General features: G+C 44.9%; 15 protein-coding genes. 14 read left to right on the forward strand and 1 reads right to left on the reverse strand.

The genetic code is table 11. The features are described from left to right. Positions 1–110 precede the first annotated feature (110 nt). The 6 genes from purM to mgtE all read left to right on the forward strand — a co-directional run bounded on the left by purM (position 111) and on the right by mgtE (position 8021). Positions 111–1172 carry a phosphoribosylformylglycinamidine cyclo-ligase gene (gene purM, locus PSI22_RS09970; protein ID WP_273579610.1) on the forward strand — a complete coding sequence of 354 codons (1062 nt, stop codon included), beginning with the start codon at positions 111–113 and terminating at the stop codon, positions 1170–1172. A gap of 5 nt (positions 1173–1177) precedes the next feature. After that, complete coding sequence (gene purN / locus PSI22_RS09975; protein WP_273579611.1) at positions 1178–1816, forward strand: phosphoribosylglycinamide formyltransferase; 639 nt, start codon at positions 1178–1180, stop codon at positions 1814–1816. 278 nt (positions 1817–2094) lie between these two features. Then, positions 2095–2658 (forward strand): spermidine N1-acetyltransferase, encoded by a 564-nt coding sequence (gene speG, locus PSI22_RS09980; RefSeq protein WP_038257923.1) that lies wholly within the window; start codon positions 2095–2097, stop codon positions 2656–2658. 16 nt (positions 2659–2674) lie between these two features. Beyond that, the gene (gene ppk1 / locus PSI22_RS09985) at positions 2675–4744 is read left to right on the forward strand and encodes a polyphosphate kinase 1 (RefSeq protein ID WP_273579612.1); all 2070 of its coding nucleotides are present in this window, start codon (positions 2675–2677) and stop codon (positions 4742–4744) included. A gap of 3 nt (positions 4745–4747) precedes the next feature. Beyond that, the gene (gene ppx / locus PSI22_RS09990; protein ID WP_273579613.1) at positions 4748–6280 is read left to right on the forward strand and encodes an exopolyphosphatase; all 1533 of its coding nucleotides are present in this window, start codon (positions 4748–4750) and stop codon (positions 6278–6280) included. 277 nt (positions 6281–6557) lie between these two features. Continuing rightward, complete coding sequence (mgtE, locus tag PSI22_RS09995) at positions 6558–8021, forward strand: magnesium transporter (RefSeq protein WP_273579614.1); 1464 nt, start codon at positions 6558–6560, stop codon at positions 8019–8021. 55 nt (positions 8022–8076) lie between these two features. Here mgtE and PSI22_RS10000 read toward each other — a convergent pair whose 3' ends face one another. Then, on the reverse strand, positions 8077–8244 hold the full coding sequence (locus tag PSI22_RS10000) for an Hcp family type VI secretion system effector (protein ID WP_273579615.1): 168 nt from the start codon (positions 8242–8244) through the stop codon (positions 8077–8079). Positions 8245–8365: 121 nt separating this feature from the next. On the opposite strand from PSI22_RS10000, the gene PSI22_RS10005 reads away from it, so the two are divergent. The 8 genes from PSI22_RS10005 (at position 8366) to fbaB (ending at position 22049) form a co-directional block, all read left to right on the forward strand. Then, positions 8366–9607 (forward strand): MdtA/MuxA family multidrug efflux RND transporter periplasmic adaptor subunit, encoded by a 1242-nt coding sequence (locus tag PSI22_RS10005; RefSeq protein ID WP_273579616.1) that lies wholly within the window; start codon positions 8366–8368, stop codon positions 9605–9607. Beyond that, complete coding sequence (locus PSI22_RS10010) at positions 9607–12777, forward strand: MdtB/MuxB family multidrug efflux RND transporter permease subunit (protein WP_273579617.1); 3171 nt, start codon at positions 9607–9609, stop codon at positions 12775–12777. The genes PSI22_RS10005 and PSI22_RS10010 overlap by 1 nt, the downstream gene beginning before the upstream one ends. Then, complete coding sequence (gene mdtC, locus PSI22_RS10015; protein WP_273579618.1) at positions 12774–15857, forward strand: multidrug efflux RND transporter permease subunit MdtC; 3084 nt, start codon at positions 12774–12776, stop codon at positions 15855–15857. The genes PSI22_RS10010 and mdtC overlap by 4 nt, the downstream gene beginning before the upstream one ends. Positions 15858–15865: 8 nt before the next feature. Then, a complete protein-coding gene (gene baeS / locus PSI22_RS10020; RefSeq protein WP_273579647.1) occupies positions 15866–17254 on the forward strand; it encodes an envelope stress sensor histidine kinase BaeS in 1389 nt (462 codons plus the stop codon). Continuing rightward, positions 17251–17958 carry an envelope stress response regulator BaeR gene (gene baeR, locus PSI22_RS10025; RefSeq protein ID WP_273579619.1) on the forward strand — a complete coding sequence of 236 codons (708 nt, stop codon included), beginning with the start codon at positions 17251–17253 and terminating at the stop codon, positions 17956–17958. The genes baeS and baeR overlap by 4 nt, the downstream gene beginning before the upstream one ends. Positions 17959–18227: 269 nt before the next feature. Beyond that, positions 18228–18824, forward strand: a complete 597-nt coding sequence (locus PSI22_RS10030; RefSeq protein WP_273579620.1) for a cysteine peptidase family C39 domain-containing protein — start codon at positions 18228–18230, stop codon at positions 18822–18824. A gap of 199 nt (positions 18825–19023) precedes the next feature. Continuing rightward, on the forward strand, positions 19024–20400 hold the full coding sequence (gene trhP, locus PSI22_RS10035; RefSeq protein WP_273579621.1) for a prephenate-dependent tRNA uridine(34) hydroxylase TrhP: 1377 nt from the start codon (positions 19024–19026) through the stop codon (positions 20398–20400). A 599-nt stretch (positions 20401–20999) separates the two neighbouring features. Beyond that, on the forward strand, positions 21000–22049 hold the full coding sequence (gene fbaB, locus PSI22_RS10040; RefSeq protein ID WP_273579622.1) for a class I fructose-bisphosphate aldolase: 1050 nt from the start codon (positions 21000–21002) through the stop codon (positions 22047–22049).

Consider the following 22049-nt stretch of genomic DNA (forward strand, 5'->3'; position numbering starts at 1 on the left):
TTTGTCTGGCAGGAAACCTGCATAAAGCTATCGCAAACGTTTGCTTAGACTGTTAGAATTGCCGCCGTTCTGTTTTATTCATTCAAATGCAACCGCCTGGGGGCTACGCAGTGACCAACAAAACCTCTCTTAGCTATAAAGATGCTGGTGTCGATATTGATGCTGGCAATACCTTAGTCAATCGTATCAAAGGTGTCGTGAAACAAACCCGTCGCCCTGAAGTGATGGGGGGATTAGGCGGTTTCGGGGCACTATGTGCGCTGCCACAGAAATATCGTGAACCTATCTTAGTTTCCGGTACAGATGGCGTTGGCACCAAGCTGCGTCTGGCTATGGATCTGAAACGCCACGATACCATCGGGGTTGATTTGGTCGCCATGTGTGTCAATGATCTGGTTGTTCAGGGAGCCGAACCACTTTTCTTCCTTGATTACTATGCAACAGGCAAACTGGATGTTGATACCGCAGCCAGTGTCATTACTGGTATTGCCGAAGGTTGCAAACAGTCTGGCTGTGCCCTGGTCGGTGGTGAAACCGCCGAGATGCCGGGCATGTATCATGGCGAAGATTACGATGTGGCAGGTTTCTGTGTCGGCGTAGTGGAAAAATCAGAGATCATTGATGGCAGCCAAGTTCAAGTGGGTGATGCGCTAATTGCACTGGCATCCAGTGGACCACATTCCAATGGTTATTCATTGATCCGTAAAATCCTTGACGTTAGCCAGACCAATCCGGAAACAACAGAGCTTGAAGGCAAATCGCTGGCAGATCATTTGCTCATCCCAACCCGAATTTATGTCAAGCCTGTTCTTGAACTGATTGAACAGTTCGAGATCCACGCCATTGCCCATCTGACTGGCGGCGGCTTCTGGGAAAATATTCCCCGCGTTCTACCGGAAAATATGCAGGCCAGAATCAATGCCTCCAGTTGGCAATGGCCAGCTATCTTTACGTGGTTGCAGCAGGCAGGCAATGTCAGCAATCACGAGATGTATCGCACATTTAACTGCGGAGTAGGCATGATCATCGCTCTGCCACAATCTCAGGTAGAACAAGCGGTTGAATGGCTGAACGCGGCAGGTGAAAACGCTTGGCAGATTGGTACTATTACCGAATTTGACACCAATACTGAACTGAACACCAACGAGCAACAAGTTATCATCAGCGAATGAAAACCATGAAAAAAATTGTCGTCTTGGTTTCCGGTAATGGCAGCAATCTTCAATCCATTATAGACGCCAGCCAGCAAAACCGGATTAATGGGCATATCTGTGCGGTATTCAGTAATAACGCCAATGCCTATGGCCTGCAACGTGCAGAACAAGCAGATATTCCCGCCCATTTCCTCAATCCGCAAGCGTTCCCAGATCGCACTGCTTATGATTGCGCCCTGCTCACAGCCATTGATCAATATCAGCCAGATTTAGTGGTTTTAGCGGGCTACATGAGAATACTATCGCCTGATTTTGTGCAGCACTACCGTGGGCGCATGCTCAATATACATCCTTCTCTGCTGCCCAAATACCCCGGCCTGCATACTCACCGCAAAGCCATTGAGAATGGTGATCAAGAACATGGCACTTCCGTCCATTTTGTTACCGAAGAGCTTGACGGTGGTCCCGTTATTTTACAGGCTAAGGTGCCGATTTTTGGGGAAGATCAGGAAGAGGATGTTATCGGGAGAGTTCAGGCTCAAGAGCATGATATCTATCCGCTGGTCATTGGCTGGTTCTTAGATGGGCGCCTGAGCATGAGCGATAATATAGCAATACTGGATGGCAAAGCACTGCCACAGCAGGGTTACGCCTCAGAATAATCTATATTGCTAGACCGCAAACTTACAGCATTGTGTTAAGACGAAACGTGTTAAGGTAAGACGCGTTAAGATGATACTTTGCTGTAAGTCATCATTTCAGATTAAATTCTTTTATATACCCAGCAAATCGGCTATTTATTCATCTAATAAAATATTAATCTGGCAATAATTATGTATCTGGTAATAATTAATTATCTGAACATTACTTACCGTGAATCATAGTTAGCGTGGGCCGAATTTAAACCAATACTTGTTTTTAAAAAGCACTGAGGTATCCAATGTCCAGTGGTTCTGAAAATCCACCTGTAAATTTACGTCCTCTTGAGCGGGAAGATCTCCCTTTCGCTCACCAAATCGATAACAACGCCAGTGTCATGCGTTATTGGTTTGAAGAACCCTATGAAGCTTTTGTCGAACTATGTGATCTCTATGACAAGCATATCCATGACCAAAGCGAACGCCGTTTTATCATTGAGAGCATGAACGCCAAAGTCGGATTAGTGGAATTGGTCGAAATTGATTATATTCACCGACGAGCAGAATTCCAGATTATTATTACACCAACCTATCAGGGGCAAGGCTATGCAACCAAAGCGGCTAAACTTGCGATGGAATACGCATTTTGTGTATTAAATCTCTATAAACTTTATTTAATTGTTGATAAAGAGAATGAAAAAGCGATTCATATATACAACAAATTAGGGTTCCATACCGAAGGCGAATTAATCGATGAATTTTTTGTAAACGGCTCTTATCATACTGCCATTCGGATGTGTACTTTCCAACACCACTATTTTGCCAATAAAGCCCGTGAATCCCAAACCAGCTCGCTGGCCCATTAAACTAAATGGAGTAGTAATGTCCCACGACCGCCTCTATAACGAAAAAGAACTCAGTTGGCTCTCTTTCAATGAACGTGTACTTCAGGAAGCGGCTGACAAAAGCAATCCACTTATTGAAAGAATGAGGTTTTTAGGGATCTACTCCAATAATCTGGATGAGTTTTATAAAGTTCGCTTTGCCGATGTAAAACGGCGAATTCTTATCAGTGAAGAGCGGGGTTCTGCCACTAGCGGCCGCCAATTATTGAAAAAAATTCAGGCCAAAGTCGTAAAAATCGATCAAGAGTTCGATGAGCTCTATAACGATTTACTGCTGGAAATGGCTAGGAATCAGATTTTCCTGATTAATGAGCGACAAATATCTCCCAATCAGCAAATTTGGTTGCGGCAATATTTCCGCCAGCATTTACGCCCACACATTACACCTATCGTCATCAATCCAGAAACCAATCTGGTTGAGTTTTTGAAAGATGATTACACCTATCTGGCCGTTGAAATTATTCGGGGGCAAGAGACCAAATATGCCTTGCTGGAAATTCCCTCAGACAAAGTACCCCGTTTCGTCAATTTGCCTCCAGAAATGCCACGCAGACGCAAATCGATGATCTTGCTTGATAATATTCTGCGCTATACGTTGGACGAAATTTTCAAAGGTTTTTTCGATTACGATACGCTGAATGTTTATTCGATGAAAATGACCCGTGATTCCGAATATGATCTGGCAACAGAGATGGAATCCAGTCTGTTGGAACTGATGTCTTCAACCCTGAAACAGCGGTTGACCGCCGAGCCTGTCCGGTTTGTTTATCAGCGCGATATGCCTGATGAAATGGTGGATCTACTGCGCAGTAAACTGGGGCTATCCAATGATGACTCTGTGATTGCTGGTGGCCGCTATCACAATTTCAAAGACTTCATCAAATTTCCCAATGAAGGAAACCGAAATCTGCTGAACAAACCGATGCCACGGCTACGCCATACTTGGTTTGAGCATTTTCGTAACGGTTTTGATGCCATCCGTGAGCAGGATGTTCTGCTCTATTATCCTTATCACACCTTCGAGCATGTGCTGGAATTGCTGCGTCAGGCATCGTTCGACCCTAGCGTGTTGTCTATCAAGATCAATATTTATCGCGTGGCAAAAGATTCACGCATTATTGATTCAGTGATCCATGCCGCCCACAACGGCAAAAAAGTGACTGTGGTGGTTGAATTACAAGCCCGTTTTGATGAAGAAGCCAATATCCACTGGGCGAAGCGACTGACTGAAGCAGGTGTACACGTTATTTTCTCCGCACCGGGCCTGAAAATTCACGCCAAGTTATTTGTTATCTCGCGTCTTGAAGGGGATGAAATTGTCCGTTATGCCCATATTGGAACCGGGAATTTCAATGAAAAAACGGCTCGTTCATACACTGATTATTCCTTGCTGACTGCCAAGCCGGAAGTCACCAACGAAGTTCGCCGTGTATTTAACTTTATTGAAAATCCTTATCGCCCAGTCACGTTTGAGAATCTGATGGTATCACCGCAAAATTCGCGCGCTATGCTCAACCAACTGATTACTCAGGAAATTGAAAATGCCAAAGCAGGCGAAGCGGCGGGCATCACTCTGAAAATCAACAATCTTGTGGACAAGGAATTGGTGGATCGCTTGTATGATGCCTCAGAAGCGGGTGTCAAAGTGCGTCTTCTGATACGGGGAATGTGCTCTCTAGTGCCAAATCAGGCGGGTTTCAGTGAAAATATACAAGTCACCAGCATTGTGGATCGCTTCCTTGAACACGATCGAGTTTATGTTTTCACTAACAAAGGGGATGAGAAGGTTTTCCTTTCTTCGGCTGACTGGATGACCCGCAATATCGATTATCGCATTGAGGTCGCAGTTTGTCTGCTCGATCCTCAATTAAAACAACGGGTTTTGGATATTCTGGAATTACAGTTCAGTGATACAGTTAAGGCTCGCTATATCGATAAAGAGTTAAGCAATCGCTATGTTCCACGCGGAAATAAGCGTAAAATTCGCGCACAAATTGCCGTCTATGATTACCTGAAGACATTGGAACAACCTGAGCCAAGAGCCTGATCTATGCCGTTGAAACACGACAAGCCAACGCCCAAACCCATGGAAATTGCCACCATTGATCTGGGCTCTAATAGCTTTCACATGGTGATCGCCCGTATTGTGAATGGCGCACTACAGGTGATCGGGCGTTTAAAGAAACGGGTTCACCTCGCTGATGGCCTCAACAGTAAAAATGAATTAAGTGAAGAAGCTATCAATCGTGGCCTTGCCTGCCTTTCTCTGTTTGCAGAACGGTTGCAGGGTTTTTCCGCCAATAATGTCTGTCTCGTAGGTACTCACAGCCTGCGTGAAGCCACCAACGCACAAGAGTTTCTAAAACGGGCGAAAGAAGTCATCCCCTACCCCATTGAAATCATTTCCGGTCATGAAGAAGCCCGCCTGATCTTCATGGGTGTTGAACATACTCAGCCGGAAAAAGGCCGCAAGCTGGTGATCGATATCGGTGGAGGTTCTACAGAACTGGTGATTGGTGAAGATTTCGAACCGCTGTTAATTGAAAGCCGTCGCATGGGCTGTGTGAGTTTTTCTCGTCAATTCTTTCCTGACAACATAATAAACGAACAAAATTTCCGTAGGGCACGGCTTCAGGCCGCACAAAAGTTAGAAAACCTTGTTTGGCAATTCCGGATGAAAGGCTGGGATTTTGCCTTAGGAGCATCAGGAACCATCAAAGCAGTACATGAATTACTCGTCGGTTTAGGCGAAAAAGATGGTCTGATGACACCTGAGCGTCTCAATATGCTGGTAAAACGGGTTCTGAAATACAAGAATTTCAAGTCACTGGATCTACCCGGTTTATCCGAAGACCGCAAACAAACCTTTGTTCCCGGCCTAGCTATCCTGTGTGGCGTATTCGATGTCCTGCATATTAAAGAACTGCGCTTGTCTGACGGGGCACTGCGTGAAGGCGTACTTTACGAGATGGAAGATCGTTTCCGTCATCAGGATATTCGCCAAAGAACCGCCAAAAGCCTTGCTGACCATTATAATATCGATAGAGAACAAGCCGATCGCGTTTGGAGTACTGCCAAGACACTTTATGATCAATGGGCGGCACAGAATCCGAAACGGCTCCAACCACAACTGGAATCAATTCTGCTTTGGGCGGCAATACTGCATGAAGTCGGTTTAAGCATCAACCTGAGTGGGCTACAGCGGCATTCCGCCTACATCCTGCAACACACCGATCTGCCGGGCTTTAACCAAGAACAGCAATCATTGCTGGCAACATTGGTACGCTATCATCGCAAGGCAGTTAAAGTGCATGAGCATCCCCGCTTTTACCTGTTCAAGAAAAAACAATATCTTCCGATGCTCCAGATATTACGGTTGGCAACATTGCTCAACAACCAGCGCCAATCCACCACCACACCCGAATCGCTTAGGCTGGACACCTCTCATGGTCACTGGACGCTCTACCTGCCACAAAACTATTTAACCCAAAATGCCCTGATGCAACTCGATTTGGAAAAAGAGCAGGCTTACTGGAGTGACGTGATTGGCTGGTACTTGCATATCAAAGAGGAATCGACGTAACGATATCACCCTATGAAGAAGAAAAAGAATACCGTTCAGATTACAAAATTAATTCTGCTGATCAGTTTTCTGATTTTATTTGGGCGCTTTATCTATTCATCCATCGCAGCATTGGAACATCACCGGCAAAAGCAACAACATTCGATGGAGCATATTGGGAATATTAAAACAAAATAGTCGTCATATTAGCCCTAAAAGCCATTTTTCAGATTATATTATCGTTAGATAATGGGATCGCCCTGTTTTTTTTGCACTATTTTTGCACCAAAGGTACACCATGCTACAACCGGCCTTTAAATCTGGTAATTCAACTGTTGCCAGTCAACATTCCCAAAAACTGGCAGTTGTTCGCCAACGTCTGCTGTCTCTTTTTATTAACGATAAATTATTCGTTGATACGTTATTGGGTCAGGCTGATGAACATTCAACAATCAGCGACGAGCAGTTACTGGAGAAAATTGAGGAAGTCAGTGCGCAGCTGACCGATCTGCACGCTGCCGACATTGCAGATATTCTGGAGGCCCTGCCCTACGATGAACGTCTTGCTTTATGGCGACTCATCGATAATAACCAGCGCGGTGAGGTTCTGGTGGAAGCCTCCATTCCGGTCTGGGACAATTTGATCAAGGATATGTCTGACCTTGAACTGTTGAAAGCCATCGGCACGCTGCATGTTGATGAACAGGCTTATATTGCGGAATATCTGCCCCGTGATACTACGCGCCGTTTACTGACTTATCTGGAACCGAGTCAACGCAACCGTATTCGCGAAGTATTGCAGTACCATAAAGACAGCATCGGCCAGATGATGGATTTTGAGTTTGTGACAGTGCGAGGCAACATCACACTCAGTACAGTACAACGTTTCCTGCGTTCCAGAGGCTCCATTCCCGACGCAACGGATAAAATTTTTGTTATTGACCGCAAAAACCGCCTTCAGGGGGAACTCCCACTCACAACTCTGTTAACCAATACACCGGACAAGTTGGTTGCAGAAGTGATGAATACAGATACTGTCACCTTCTTACCAGAGCAAAAAGGCGAAGATGCCGCCAGTGCGTTCGAACGTTACGATTTAATTTCCGCTGCCGTGGTGGATAATAACGGGCGCCTGATGGGGCGTCTGACCGTTGAGGATATCGTTGATACCTTAAGTGAAGAAACAGACACCAATATCCGACGCATGGGGGGATTAAGCCGTGAAGAAGATGTCTTCGCCCCTGTTGGGCAGGCAGTAAAAACCCGCTGGACATGGCTCGCCATTAACTTGTGTACCGCTTTTGTTGCTTCGCGGGTGATTGGCTTGTTTGAACATACCATTTCCCAACTGGTTGCCCTTGCGACATTAATGCCCATTGTGGCGGGTATCGGAGGTAACACGGGCAACCAGACCATTACCATGATCGTCCGGGCGTTGGCACTCCACCAAATCCAATCCGGCAGTTTTTCTTATCTGTTATTGAGGGAGTTCGGTGTTGCTCTGATTAACGGCGTTATCTGGGGTGGAATCATGGGCGTTGTCACCTATCTACTCTATGGCGATCTTGCGATGGGCGGCGTGATGACAATGGCAATGATATTAAATCTGCTGATGGCAGCGCTGATGGGCGTATTGATTCCATTTATTATGATGAAACTGGGGCGAGATCCGGCCATTGGTTCCAGTGTGATGATCACCGCAATAACCGATACTGGCGGATTCTTTATCTTTTTGGGATTGGCAACGCTGTTTTTGGTTTGAGCTTTATGGGAGAAACGCCGATTTATAAATGATATCGGCGTTTTTTCTCAAACTATTAATAAACCCTTTCGTCCCAAACACTATATCCAGGTGTCCCTGCCATATGGTGACGGCAAATAATGTCTTTATATTTAATAGAAACAATTTCTTCCGGCTGCACTTCCGCATGAGTAATACTGTGCGGATAGTTTGGTGATAATTCAATAATTGCCATAACTTCCATATTTTCTCCACCATTGACTATTTCCCTTTGGTTACACTAATAATATATGTTTATTAAACCGATTTAGCATAAGATGCTGCGTGACGGGTCACCGCAACAATACTGAGAGAATGTCGAGCACATGAAGAATAAACGTCGTACTTATTTTTTCCGATTTGCGGTACTAGCCGTTGTCATCGCAGCCGCTTATTTTACGTGGAACTATTTCAAAACGCCCACAATATCAGAAGAAAAATCGGCTCAGGCATCAAAATCTCCGCAAAATTTAAGGCATTCTCCACAACCGCCTGTGCAAGTAGCAACAGCCAAAATACAGGCCGTACCCCATTATTTAGGAGGACTAGGTACTGTTCAGGCGGCCAGTACCGTGACTGTCACCAGCCTTGTTGCTGGCCAATTAACCGCCTTGCATTTTGATGAGGGTCAGTTCGTCAAGCAAGGCGATTTATTAGCAGAAATTGATCCCCGTTCCTTTCGAATCCAACTGGCAAAAGTACAAGGGCAATATGCCAAAGATCAGGCAACACTAGCCAATGCCCGACAGGATTTAGTCCGTTATCAGCAATTAGCAAAAAACAAATCAATCTCCCGACAGGATCTAGATAAGCAGATTTCTACAGTGCGCCAGTATGAAGCTCTCCTGAAAGCCGATCAGTCAGGTATTGATGACGCGAAACTGCAATTGACTTACAGCCGGATTACAGCCCCTATTTCCGGCCGTGTTGGTCTGAAAAAGATTGATGTTGGCAATTACATATCTGCCGGTGGAGGAACTCCACTCGTGATCATCACTCAGGTCGATCCGATTGATGTGTTGTTTGCCCTGCCGGAAAACGATATCAGCGCGGTATTGAAAGCACAGAAAAACAATAAGGATGTTGTCGTCACCGCTTGGGATCGCAATAACCAACAGCAATTGGCACAAGGTAAATTACTCAGTATCGATAACCTGATTGATGTTGCTACTGGCACAATTAAGATGAAGGCACGATTCGATAACCAAAACAACGCGCTGTTTCCCAATCAATTTGTCAATATTCAGATTAAGGTTAACACACTGGAAAATGCCATCGTTATCCCGAATGCCGCATTACAGATGAGTAATGAGGGGCATTATGTCTGGAAGGTGAATAAAGAAAACAAAGTTAACAAACATAAAGTCACAATCGGATTACAAAATGCTCAGTTGGTGGTCATCAGCAAAGGTCTGGCAACAGGTGATCGAGTCGTTACGGATGGTACTGACCAATTAACCGAAGGTACTGGCGTCAATATTGTCAAACCACTGAAATCAGAATCTGCCAATACTCACGATAAGACTGATAAGTCAAAGCCATCAAACAGTAAGGTGGAGAATACTTAATGCATTCTGATTCTCCAATGACTGGCGGTGGCCCATCTCGCCTGTTTATTCTACGTCCTGTTGCTACCACGCTGTTTATGATGGCAATACTACTGGCAGGGATCATCGGCTACCGGATGCTGCCAGTTTCCGCTTTACCTCAAGTGGATTACCCTACTATTCAGGTGGTGACTCTCTACCCCGGAGCGAGTCCCGATATCATGACGTCTGTCGTAACCGCCCCGCTAGAACGTCAATTCGGGAAGATGTCCGGCCTGAAACAGATGACGTCACAAAGTTCTGGGGGCGCCTCCGTTATAACACTAGTGTTCCAGCTCTCGTTGCCATTAGATGTCGCGGAGCAGGATGTACAGGCAGCGATTAATGCAGCGACGAATCTATTACCCCATGACCTGCCTTATCCGCCAATTTACAGCAAGGTCAATCCGGCTGATCCTCCTATCTTGACGTTGGCCGTCACTTCTGATGCCCTGCCGATGACTCAGATACAAGATATGGTGGAGACCCGTATTGCCCAGCGTATTTCTCAAGTCGGAGGAGTTGGCTTGGTGACACTGGCTGGTGGGCAGCGTCCGGCTGTGCGCGTGAAGTTTAATGCACAGGCCATCGCCGCACAGGGATTAAACAGCGAAGCCATTCGTACCACAATAATGAATGCGAATGTGAGTTCAGCAAAAGGCAGTTTTGATGGCCCGACTCGCTCAGTGACGTTAACCACCAACGATCAAATGAAATCCATCGACGAATACCGCAATTTGATCGTGGCCTATAAAAATGGTGCTCCTATTCGTCTGCGTGATGTCGCGACTATTGAACGAGGAGCGGAAAATACCAAATTAGGCGCTTGGGCAAATGAGAAACCCGCCATTGTTATCAACGTTCAACGTCAGCCTGGTGCCAATGTCATCGATACCACGGACAATATCCGTGCCATGCTGCCGGAGTTGATCAACAGCTTGCCCAAATCGGTTAACGTGGATATTTTGACAGATCGGACTGTCACTATTCGTGCGTCGGTTCAAGATGTTCAGTTTGAGTTGTTACTGGCTATCGCGCTAGTCGTGATGGTGATTTATCTGTTTTTACGTAATGCAACAGCGACCTTAATTCCAAGCATTGCGGTGCCACTTTCTCTGGTTGGCACATTTGCCGTCATGTATTTCTGTGGTTTCTCTGTCAATAACCTCACGTTGATGGCATTAACCATCGCAGCAGGTTTCGTTGTAGATGATGCAATTGTTGTGATCGAAAATATCTCCCGCTATATCGAACGAGGAGAAAAACCGATGGCTGCTGCCCTGAAAGGAGCAGGAGAAATCGGTTTTACCATCATCTCCTTAACGTTTTCATTAATTGCCGTTCTGATCCCACTTTTGTTCATGGGAGATATTGTCGGCCGGCTGTTCCGAGAATTCGCCATTACACTTGCTGTCGCCATTTTAATTTCTGCCGTGGTATCACTCACATTAACACCAATGATGTGCGCACGGATGCTAAAAGCAGAAGCTGAAATTAAACATAACCGCTTTGAACAGGCTAGTGAACACTTCTTTGAGCGAATAATTGCAATATATGGCGAATGGCTGAAACGGGTTTTAAATCATCCTTGGATAACTCTCGGAGTTGCATTCAGCACATTGGCATTCACCGCCCTGCTCTATTTAACGATCCCAAAAGGATTTTTCCCATTACAGGATAACGGTTTGATTCAGGGTACACTGGAAGCGCCGCAATCTATTTCATTCAATGCCATGTCAGATAAACAGCGGCAGGTAACGGCTCTGCTACTGCAAGATCCTGATGTAGAGAATGTGACAACGTTCATTGGTGTTGATGGCAGCAACTCAACGCTGAATAGCGGGCGTCTGCAAATCACCTTAAAGCCTCTCAATCAGCGTGATATCCGAGTTGATGAGATCATCCCGCGCCTACAGGCTCGCGTTGCTAACGTACCTGACGTCAAACTGTATCTACAACCGACACAGGATTTGATGATTGATACCCAAGTTGCCCGCACGCAATATCAATTTACATTGCAGGCGACTGTCTCTAGTGACCTTAACATTTGGGTTCCCAAACTACAGGAAGCACTGAAACAGCGCCCTGAATTGGTGGATGTTGGTACTGACTGGCAAAATCGGGGGTTAGTGGCTTATATCAATGTCAATCGTGATATGGCCAGTCGATTAGGTATTTCCATGACTGCCATAGATAATGCACTGTACAACGCTTTTGGCCAACGCTTGATTTCAACGATTTACACCCAAGCTAACCAATATCGGGTGATCCTTGAGCAGGATACACAAAATGAAGCGGGTATAAGTGCACTCAATAATGTTCACCTGATCGGAACCGATAACAAGGTAGTACCACTCAGTACAATTGCCACTGTTGAGCAAAAATTAGGGTACTTATCCATCAATCATCTGCAACAATTTCCTGCTGTCACTTTTTCGTTCAATGTCGCGCAAGAGTCTTCCCTTGAAGCCGCGGTTAATGCAGTCAAAGAAACAGAGCGGTCGATTGGGATGCCAAAAAACATCAATACGCAATTTCAAGGAGCAACACTGGCGTTCCAGAATGCGCTCGGCAATACCCTATGGCTGATTTTGGCTGCCGTTATCTCCATGTATATCGTGCTGGGTATTCTGTACGAAAGTTTTATTCATCCTGTTACGATCCTGTCAACTTTGCCCACTGCCGGCGTAGGGGCATTGTTAGCCCTGATGATGGGTGGCTATGAGTTAGATATTATTGCCATTATCGGGATCATTTTGCTGATCGGTATTGTGAAGAAAAACGCCATCATGATGATCGATTTTGCCCTGGCGGCAGAACGTGAAAAAGGCATGTCGCCTTATGATGCGATTTTTCAGGCTTGCCTTCTGCGTTTCAGACCCATTCTGATGACGACGATGGCTGCGCTGCTGGGAGCATTACCGTTAATGCTCAGTACGGGAATCGGGGCAGAGTTACGCCGTCCATTAGGTATCTGTATGGTGGGCGGATTGATCATGAGCCAGATCCTGACGCTATTTACCACTCCTGTTATTTATCTGTTATTTGACCGATTAGCGAACTATTTTAAAAACAAACGCCAAAACAGACTCCAGAGCCAGAATCAAGGGGAATTAGATCATTCATCGGTTAATCATCAGGAGCCGCTGTGAAGTTTTTCGCCCTATTTATCCAGCGGCCTGTTGCCACGACGCTACTGAGTTTAGCCATCACTTTATGTGGCGCACTCAGTTTTGTTCTGCTGCCTGTATCGCCGCTACCGAAGATGGACTTCCCCTTCATTTCAGTTAGTGCTTACATGCCAGGCGCATCACCTGAAACCATGGCATCTTCCGTCGCTACACCGTTGGAACGTTCACTCGGTAAGATTGCTGGCGTGAAGGAGATGACCTCCGACAGTTCGCTAGGCAATACCAACATTACGTTGGAATTCGAACTTAGCCGGGATATCAATGGCGCCGCACGGGATGTCCAAGCGGCGATCAATGCAGCAGAAAGCCTGCTGCCTTCCGGTATGCCAAGCCGGCCAAGGTACTATAAGGCGAATCTCTCTGATGCTCCGATCATGGTTTTGACTTTAACGTCAACTAATTATAGTGAAGGGCAACTGTATGATATTGCCTCAACATACCTTGCCCAAAAGCTTTCCCAAGTAGAAGGCGTCAGTAATGTGTCTGTCGGAGGCAGTTCCCTGCCTGCGGTAAGGATTGAACTGAATCCCAATGCCTTGTTCAATCAGGGCGTTTCACTCAATGATGTCAGCCAAGCCATCAACAGTGCCAATGCCCAACGTCCAACAGGACATGTGGATTCAGCACAACAGAACTGGCAAATACAGACTAATGACGAACTGAAGAGCGCAGACAGTTATCGCTCCATTATTGTGCATTATCGTAATGGTTCTCCTGTGCGTTTGCAGGACGTTGCTAATCTCAAGGATTCCATCGAAGATATTCGAGCAGCAGGAATGTCCGGAGGTAACCCCGCCATCGTACTGATGATTCGTCGTGAATCGGGAGCCAATATCATTGCAACCATAGACCGAATTCGTGCTGAACTGCCTGTTCTGCGTGAATCTATTCCTGCCAATATTCAGCTTAACGTCGCACAGGATCGCTCACCGCCCATTCGTGCCTCCCTGCAAGAAGTGAAACAGTCACTCGCCATTGCTGTCGCTTTAGTGATTCTGGTGGTTTTTCTGTTTTTGCGTTCAGGCCGCGCCACCCTGATTCCCGCAATTGCAGTGCCTGTATCACTCATTGGTACATTCACTGCCATGTATTTGTGTGGTTTCAGCCTGAATAACCTCTCTCTGATGGCATTGACCATTGCGACAGGATTTGTTGTCGATGATGCCATTGTGGTACTGGAAAATATTTCCCGCCATCTGGAAGCTGGATTGAAGCCTGCCCAAGCCGCACTAAAGGGTGTCAGAGAGGTTGGATTCACGGTTCTTGCCATGAGTGTTTCACTCGTTGCAGTTTTTATTCCGCTTGTATTGATTGATGAATTACTCGGCAGGCTGTTCCGCGACTTTGCCGTGACACTCGCGACAGCTATCGGAATTTCACTACTGATTTCTCTTACCTTAACCCCGATGATGTGCGCACGTCTGCTCAAATCATCACCGAAAAAATCGCAAAAACGTATTAGAGGTTTTAGCAAGGTACTGTTGAAAATTCAGCAGGGCTATGGGCGTTCTCTGAAATGGGTACTCAATCATACCCGTTGGGTACTGCTAACATTAGTTGGTATCGTTGTGCTGAATGTTTGGCTCTATATCAACATCCCGAAAACCTTTTTTCCTCAGCAAGATACCGGACGACTCTTGGGATTCGTCGTTGCCGATGAAAACAGTTCATTCCAGGCCATGCGCGACAAGATGAAACATTTTATGCAGGTCATTGATGCCGATCCAACGGTCGAAAATGTATCAGGATTTACTGAGAGCCGCTCAGGAGTTATGTTGATAGCACTAAAGCCACTGAGAGAGCGTACTGAAAGTATTGAACAAGTGATGACCCGTTTAAAAGGGAAACTCTCGAATGAAGCGGGTGCCCAACTGTATTTGATCCCCGTTCAGGATCTCAGATCGGGTGGACGCGGCGGTGCTAAATCAATTTATCAGTTTACGTTGCTGTCCGATGATCTTGGTGAACTGCGCAAATGGGAACCTGTTATTCGCAAGGCATTGACGAAATTGCCTCAATTGACTGATGTTAATTCAGATTATGAAGGTAAAGGCTCAGAAATAGCCATTATCTATGATCGTGATCTGATGGCTCGTTTGGGCATTAGTGTCAATGAAGCTAATGCTTTGCTTAGCAATGCTTTCGGGCAGCAGTCTATTTCCACAATTTATCTGCCCCGGAATCAATACAAAGTGGTCATGGAAGTCGCACCTGAATATACACAAGATGCCAGCTCATTAGAAAAAATGTTTGTGATCAATGCCAAAGGTGAACGTATTCCACTTTCCTATTTTGCCCGCTGGCAACCTGCGAATGCACCATTGGGTGTTTACCATCAGGGGCTGTCAGCCTCCTCGACTATCGCTTTCAATGTCGCGAAAAACTATACACTGTCGGATGCGATCAGTGCGATAGAAAGAACAATGACAGAGTTGAGTGTCCCTTCTGCAGTACGCAGCTCTTTCGCAGGCACAGCCCAGGATTTTCAGAAAACTCAGAGCTCACAATTGTGGGTGATCCTGGCGGCTATTGTGACCGTTTATCTGGTTTTAGGGGTGCTCTATGAGAGTTATATCCATCCTCTGACAATCCTTTCCACTCTGCCTTCTGCGGGAGTGGGTGCTTTACTTGCACTAGAGCTGTTCAATACACCATTTAGTCTGATCGCCATGATTGGGATCATGCTACTAATTGGCATTGTGAAGAAAAATGCCATCATTATGGTGGATTTTGCCCTTGAAGCGCAGAAGAGTGGAAAATTAAGTGCACAAGAAGCGATACTTCAGGCCAGTTTATTGCGCTTCAGGCCAATTATGATGACTACCCTTTCTGCATTGTTCGGCGCCTTACCTTTGGTTCTGAATAGCGGTGATGGGGCTGAACTGCGTCAGCCACTGGGTATTACCATTGTCGGAGGTCTGGTGATGAGCCAGCTTCTTACATTATATACCACGCCTGTTGTGTATCTGTTTTTTGACCGACTGCGTGAAAAATGGCACCACCGCCGTACGATAAAATCTCAGGCGGTGAGACCATCATGAGACACATGATAAGAATAGGTATCAGTGGTAAGCTATTTTTAGCTATTTTCGCAACCTGTATGCTGGTGCTAGTGACAATGCACTGGGGGATTCGCCTCAGCTTCCAGCATAGTTTCATTGGTTATATCAAGCAAAATAGCCAAATGCGTGCCAATAAGATGGCAGAAGCATTGACGGAACAATACCAGAAATATGGTAACTGGGATTTCCTGCTTCAAAACGATCGGATGATCTTTCAAATCATTCGAACTATTGAACAAAACAGTGATAGCCGCCAAAGTCCGTCATCCCGTGGCTGGCGCAGTCAATTCTGGGTCGTTGACAATCAAATGCATCGTCTGGTCGGTCATGCGGGTAAAATCCCTACGGACACTTATCGAAAATCAGTGATTTATAAAAATAATATCGTCGGTTGGGTCATTGTCAGCACATCAGATAAAATCACTCGTCAAGCGGATATCAATTTTGACCGCCAGCAGCAATTAACCAGTTGGATTATTGCTGGTTTTTCAACCTTACTGGCTCTGATTGCCACTTTTCTCCTGTCCCGTGGTTTTCTAAAACCCGTTAAACGGTTAGTGGAAGGAACACATAAACTTGCCGCGGGTGATTTCAGTGTTCGTGTGAAACCATCCAGTACAGATGAAATTGGTCAGTTAGCATCGGACTTTAATCGGCTTGCCAGTACACTGGAAAAAAATGAACAAATGCGCCGTGATTATATGGTGGATATTTCTCATGAACTGCGTACTCCACTTTCTGTGCTGCGCGGTGAACTGGAAGCTTTGCAGGATGGCGTTCGCCAATCAACGCCAGAGACAATCCACTCACTACTGACCGAAATCACCACATTGACAAAGCTGGTGGATGATTTGCATTCATTATCCCTTTCTGATCGTGGTTCGTTAGCCTACCGACAGGAACTGACCAATGCCAGCGATCTGCTGCAAGTCACCCTAGCCGCTTATCGTGGACGTTTTGCTGACAAGCAGATCACACTGGAACTGAATTTGACGGAAAACGCAATTCTGTTCGCAGACCCAGGTCGGTTAACACAGTTATTCCAAAACTTGCTGGAAAATAGCCTGCGCTATACCGCTGCTCCCGGAAAAGTTATCATTCAGGCACATCTCACTCCCCAAAAGTGGATCTTAAATTGGCAGGATAGCGCCCCCGGACTGACTGTCGAGCAGTGCCAACAGATTTTTGAACGTTTTTACCGCTGCGAGTCTTCCCGTAATCGCGCCAGTGGTGGTTCAGGTTTGGGGCTGGCGATCTGTTACAATATCGTCGAAGCACACGATGGCGTTATTTATGCAGAAAGATCATCTTTAGGTGGTCTTAAAATTCACGTAGAATTACCGCTGGTTGAACTGCCTGAATATAAAGCACAATGAGCACGCATTCTACACAATATACTGTTTTAATCGTTGAAGATGAGCCAAAATTAGGGCAACTGCTCGTTGATTATCTACAAGCCGCAGATTATCAGACACAATGGCTGATACGTGGTGATGAAGTTATTGCCCATGTTCAGAAGCACCAGCCTGATATTATCCTGCTTGATATCATGCTACCCGGCCTTGATGGGATATCGATTTGTCGCGAAATTCGCCGGTTTTCTGATATTCCCATTGTGATGATGACCGCCAGAACAGAAGAAATTGACCGGCTACTGGGGTTGGAAATCGGTGCCGACGATTATATCTGCAAGCCTTATAGCCCAAGGGAAATGGTTGCCAGAGTGAAGACCATTTTGCGCCGTTGCTATCGTCCACAAGATATCATCAGCGAACATGGCTCCCTGACAATTGATGAAAATCATTTTCAAGCGCGTTATCTTGATCGCGTCCTTGAGCTGACGCCTGTTGAGTTTCGCTTACTGAAGATCATGTCCAGCCAACCCGGACGAGTATTCTCCCGCGATCAACTGTTAAATAACCTCTATGATGATCACCGTATTGTTAATGACCGTACTATCGACAGCCATATCAAGAACTTGCGCAGAAAATTGGAACAATTAGATGAGGATAAGTCCTTCATTCGCTCTATTTATGGGTTGGGCTATCGTTGGGAAGCGGAGATATGCCGTTTAATGTGAATGTTCATCATCACTCTCACTACATTGAAAGCGTAATGCCCGCTCTTTGATACTACTTCCAATGAAAATTCATCCAACTGGAACCGTAATAATCAATTCCATCTACCTGATCCCTAAGGGATATCCAAAATACCACGGTTAATCATTTCCAAATCATAAGATCTTTTTTGCCTCAAAGCTTGACTGTGTAAAATTCAGGTTAAACTTAAGCTGATAATATTTTCCTTCATAGCGCTTGTCGCTATTTTATTTATGTTCGTGGAGAAAATATGAAAGTTCCTTATTTTTCTCAGTGGGAATCAGCCCACTTGGCAGCAGATATTATTCATCAACGGTTGCTTCTTATTAATGATCCGCTATGGGTACAATCTGGCGCAAACTCGCCAGAAGAATATGCTACATGGGCGAATCATATCTGCGGTATGGCCTGTATCAAGATGTTACTTGCCTCTCGTACCGATAAAATTTATCCGCTGCTGACATTAACTAAAATGGCAATCACTTACGGCGCGTATCAAGTTGAAGAAAATCATATCAGAGGCATGATCTATGCTCCCGTAGTTTCCATGTTATCCGAGCAGTTTGGAATTACTGCTCAAATCAAGACCAACTTCACAACTGAAAATCTTCACAAAGTATTAGCCGATGGTAGCTTATATATCGCCTCCGTCCACCCTGACATAAGATGGCCACAACAGACACCTGATAAAAAAGGGGGGCATCTTGTACTTGTCACCAAAGCTACACCTACCGAAGTGACTTTTCATAACCCTTCCGGCGATAATCACAAAAGCCAAGTCAACGTGACCATTTCCATAGAAATTTTCAATAAATTTTATGCGGGACGAGGAATATTGATCTCATAAATAAGCTTGAATCATCACTTCAGGCAACTAGCCGCTGAGAATAAACTTAGCTTCTTCCTTTTTCATCGGCTGTAAGCACAATTATATTTCCACAATAAATTTGTGCCATAGATGGATTAAACGTTAAAATTATTACTCCCTTAACCTTGCTTTTAATGGCAAGGCCTGACTTGAACTCAGATCGAGAACGTTATTAATTATGTTTACTCCAGAATTACTGTCTCCTGCCGGCTCCTTGAAAAACATGCGCTACGCGTTTGCTTATGGTGCAGACGCCATTTATGCCGGGCAGCCCCGTTATAGTCTGCGTGTCCGCAATAATGAATTTAATCATGAAACTCTGGCTCAAGGGATTAAGGAAGCGCACGAGTTAGGCAAGCGTTTTTATGTTGTCGTCAATATTGCTCCCCACAATGCAAAGCTGAAAACATTTATCCGCGACTTAAAACCCGTCGTTGAAATGAGGCCTGATGCGTTGATTATGTCCGATCCTGGCTTAATTATGATGGTACGTGAAGCATTTCCTGAGATAGATATCCACCTTTCAGTTCAGGCCAATGCCGTTAACTGGGCCACGGTTAAATTCTGGAAACAGATGGGACTGACACGCGTTATTCTCTCCCGTGAGCTTTCGCTGGAAGAAATTACTGAAATACGTCAGCAAGTTCCTGATATGGAGCTTGAAGTTTTTGTTCATGGTGCACTTTGTATGGCTTATTCTGGTCGCTGTCTGTTATCAGGCTATATCAACAAACGCGATCCAAATCAGGGAACCTGTACCAATGCCTGCCGCTGGGAATACAATGTGCAGGAAGGCAAGGAAGATAATATCGGTAATATCGTTCATATGCATGATCCTATTCCGGTCAAAAACATTGAACCGACACTTGGGCAGGGAGCGCCGACAGACAAGATATTCATGATTGAAGAAGCCAAACGTCCAGGGGAATATATGAGTGCTTTTGAAGATGAGCATGGCACTTATATCATGAATTCGAAAGATCTTCGTGCGATTGAGCATGTCGAAAGGTTGGCCAATATAGGGGTTCATTCACTGAAAATCGAAGGCCGCACTAAATCCTTCTATTATTGTGCTCGTACTGCACAAGTGTATCGTCGTGCTATTGATGATGCAGCTGCTGGCAAGCCTTTTGACTCCACTCTGATGACCACACTAGAAGGTCTGGCACACCGTGGTTACACAGAAGGGTTCCTGCGGCGCCATACTCATGACGCGTACCAGACTTATGAATACGGCTATTCAATGTCAGATACCCAGCAATTTGTCGGCGAGTTCACTGGCAATCGCGTAAATGGTCTGGCGGAAGTTACCGTAAAAAATAAATTTCTGGTCGGAGATCAACTGGAACTGATGACACCATCAGGTAATATCAACTTTACGCTGGAATCTATGGCAAATAAAAAAGGCCAGACAATCGAAGTAGCACCCGGAGATGGTCATATCGTCTATCTGCCCATTCCTGAAGAAATTATTTTGAATTATGCGCTGCTTATCCGAAATTTAAAGGGAACCAATGCCAGAACACTACATACAAAAGAAATACAAGAAAAATAACTGAAAATGAACTTTTAAAGAAATTGTTCTGTTTTTTTAGAAACAGATCACATCAATGCTATTTTATTTCTCGTATTATCGAGCTTGAAAAATGAAGAACTAAAAAAGCTTTACTGTAAGACTAGGAACCACCTCCTTGGCTAGCTCAATCTCCCTTGAGCTGGCCTTTTCTTTTATTCCAAAATAAATAAAATATAATAAATTCAAATGGTTAAAAATAAAACCACAATAAAAAAATATTGTTTTAATTAATACTTTCTGTTTCTTCATTACAAATACCCTAACGAACAATTAATAACTCTATTTATTATAAATAAAAAAATCATCTCATGATAAATATCATTAATAATTCTTCAGTTTAATGAAGGAAATTTTAGGAAAACTCTTTTCAAATTATTAGATTGAAGAATAATACTTATGTTTAATTTACATCATGCCAAATGATGATTATTTAACTTCACTACCCCGCAAGATAGTTAAATTTTAATAAATACTGTTCTAACTGAAGCGATCCACTGCTGTTTCCTTCTCTGCTTACCTTGTGCTCAACGTAAATATAAACAACAATCAATAGCGCCTTTTGCAAACTGGAGTTCATTATGACTGATATCGCTAAGTTGTTAGGAAAAGACGCAGAAAGTTTATTACAGCATCAATGTACTACTATCCAAAATGAACATCTTTACCTTCCCGGCGCAGATTTCGTCGATCGAGTCATGATCGAAAACAATCGACCAAATACCGTTCTGCGTTCAATGCAGACTTTATTGAATCATGGACGTCTGGCAGGGACTGGCTATCTTTCGATTTTGCCAGTAGACCAAGGCGTTGAACATTCAGCCAGTGCCTCTTTTGCAGCCAACCCTCTCTATTTTGATCCCAAAAATCTCGTTGAATTAGCGATCGAAGCGGGTTGTAACTGTGTTGCTTCAACTTATGGTGTTCTAGCATCTGTCTCTCGCCGCTATGCCCATAAAATTCCGTTTCTGGTGAAACTTAATCACAATGAAGCATTAACCTATCCAGCCCAATATGACCAAACCCTGTATACCAGTGTCGAACAGGCATTTGATATGGGAGCGGTTGCAGTTGGTGCAACGATCTATTATGGCTCTACCGAATCACGCCGTCAGATAGGAGAAATTTCCGCCGCCTTCGAACGTGCTCACGAATTAGGCATGGTAACCGTGTTATGGGCCTATCTGCGCAATTCAGCTTTCAAGAAAGATGGTGTTGATTACCATACAAGCGCCGATTTAACTGGCCAGGCTAACCATCTGGCAGCAACTATCGGTGCAGATATCGTTAAACAAAAAATGGCTGAGACCAATGGCGGATATACTGCAATCGGCTTTGGTCACACGGACAAACGTGTCTATACCCATTTAACAACCGAGCATCCTATCGATCTGGTCCGTTATCAGCTTGCTAACTGTTATATGGGGCGTGCAGGATTGATCAACTCTGGCGGTGCATCCGGAGCCAATGACCTGAGCGACTCGGTTCGCACTGCCGTCATCAACAAACGAGCGGGTGGTATGGGGCTGATTCTTGGCCGTAAAGCGTTCAAAAAATCAATGAAAGAAGGGGTGGAGTTAATCCATTCGGTTCAAGATGTTTACCTCGATAAGAAAGTAACCATTGCCTGA

The sequence above is a fragment of the Xenorhabdus aichiensis genome, from assembly GCF_028598775.1.
Taxonomy (GTDB): domain Bacteria; phylum Pseudomonadota; class Gammaproteobacteria; order Enterobacterales; family Enterobacteriaceae; genus Xenorhabdus; species Xenorhabdus bovienii.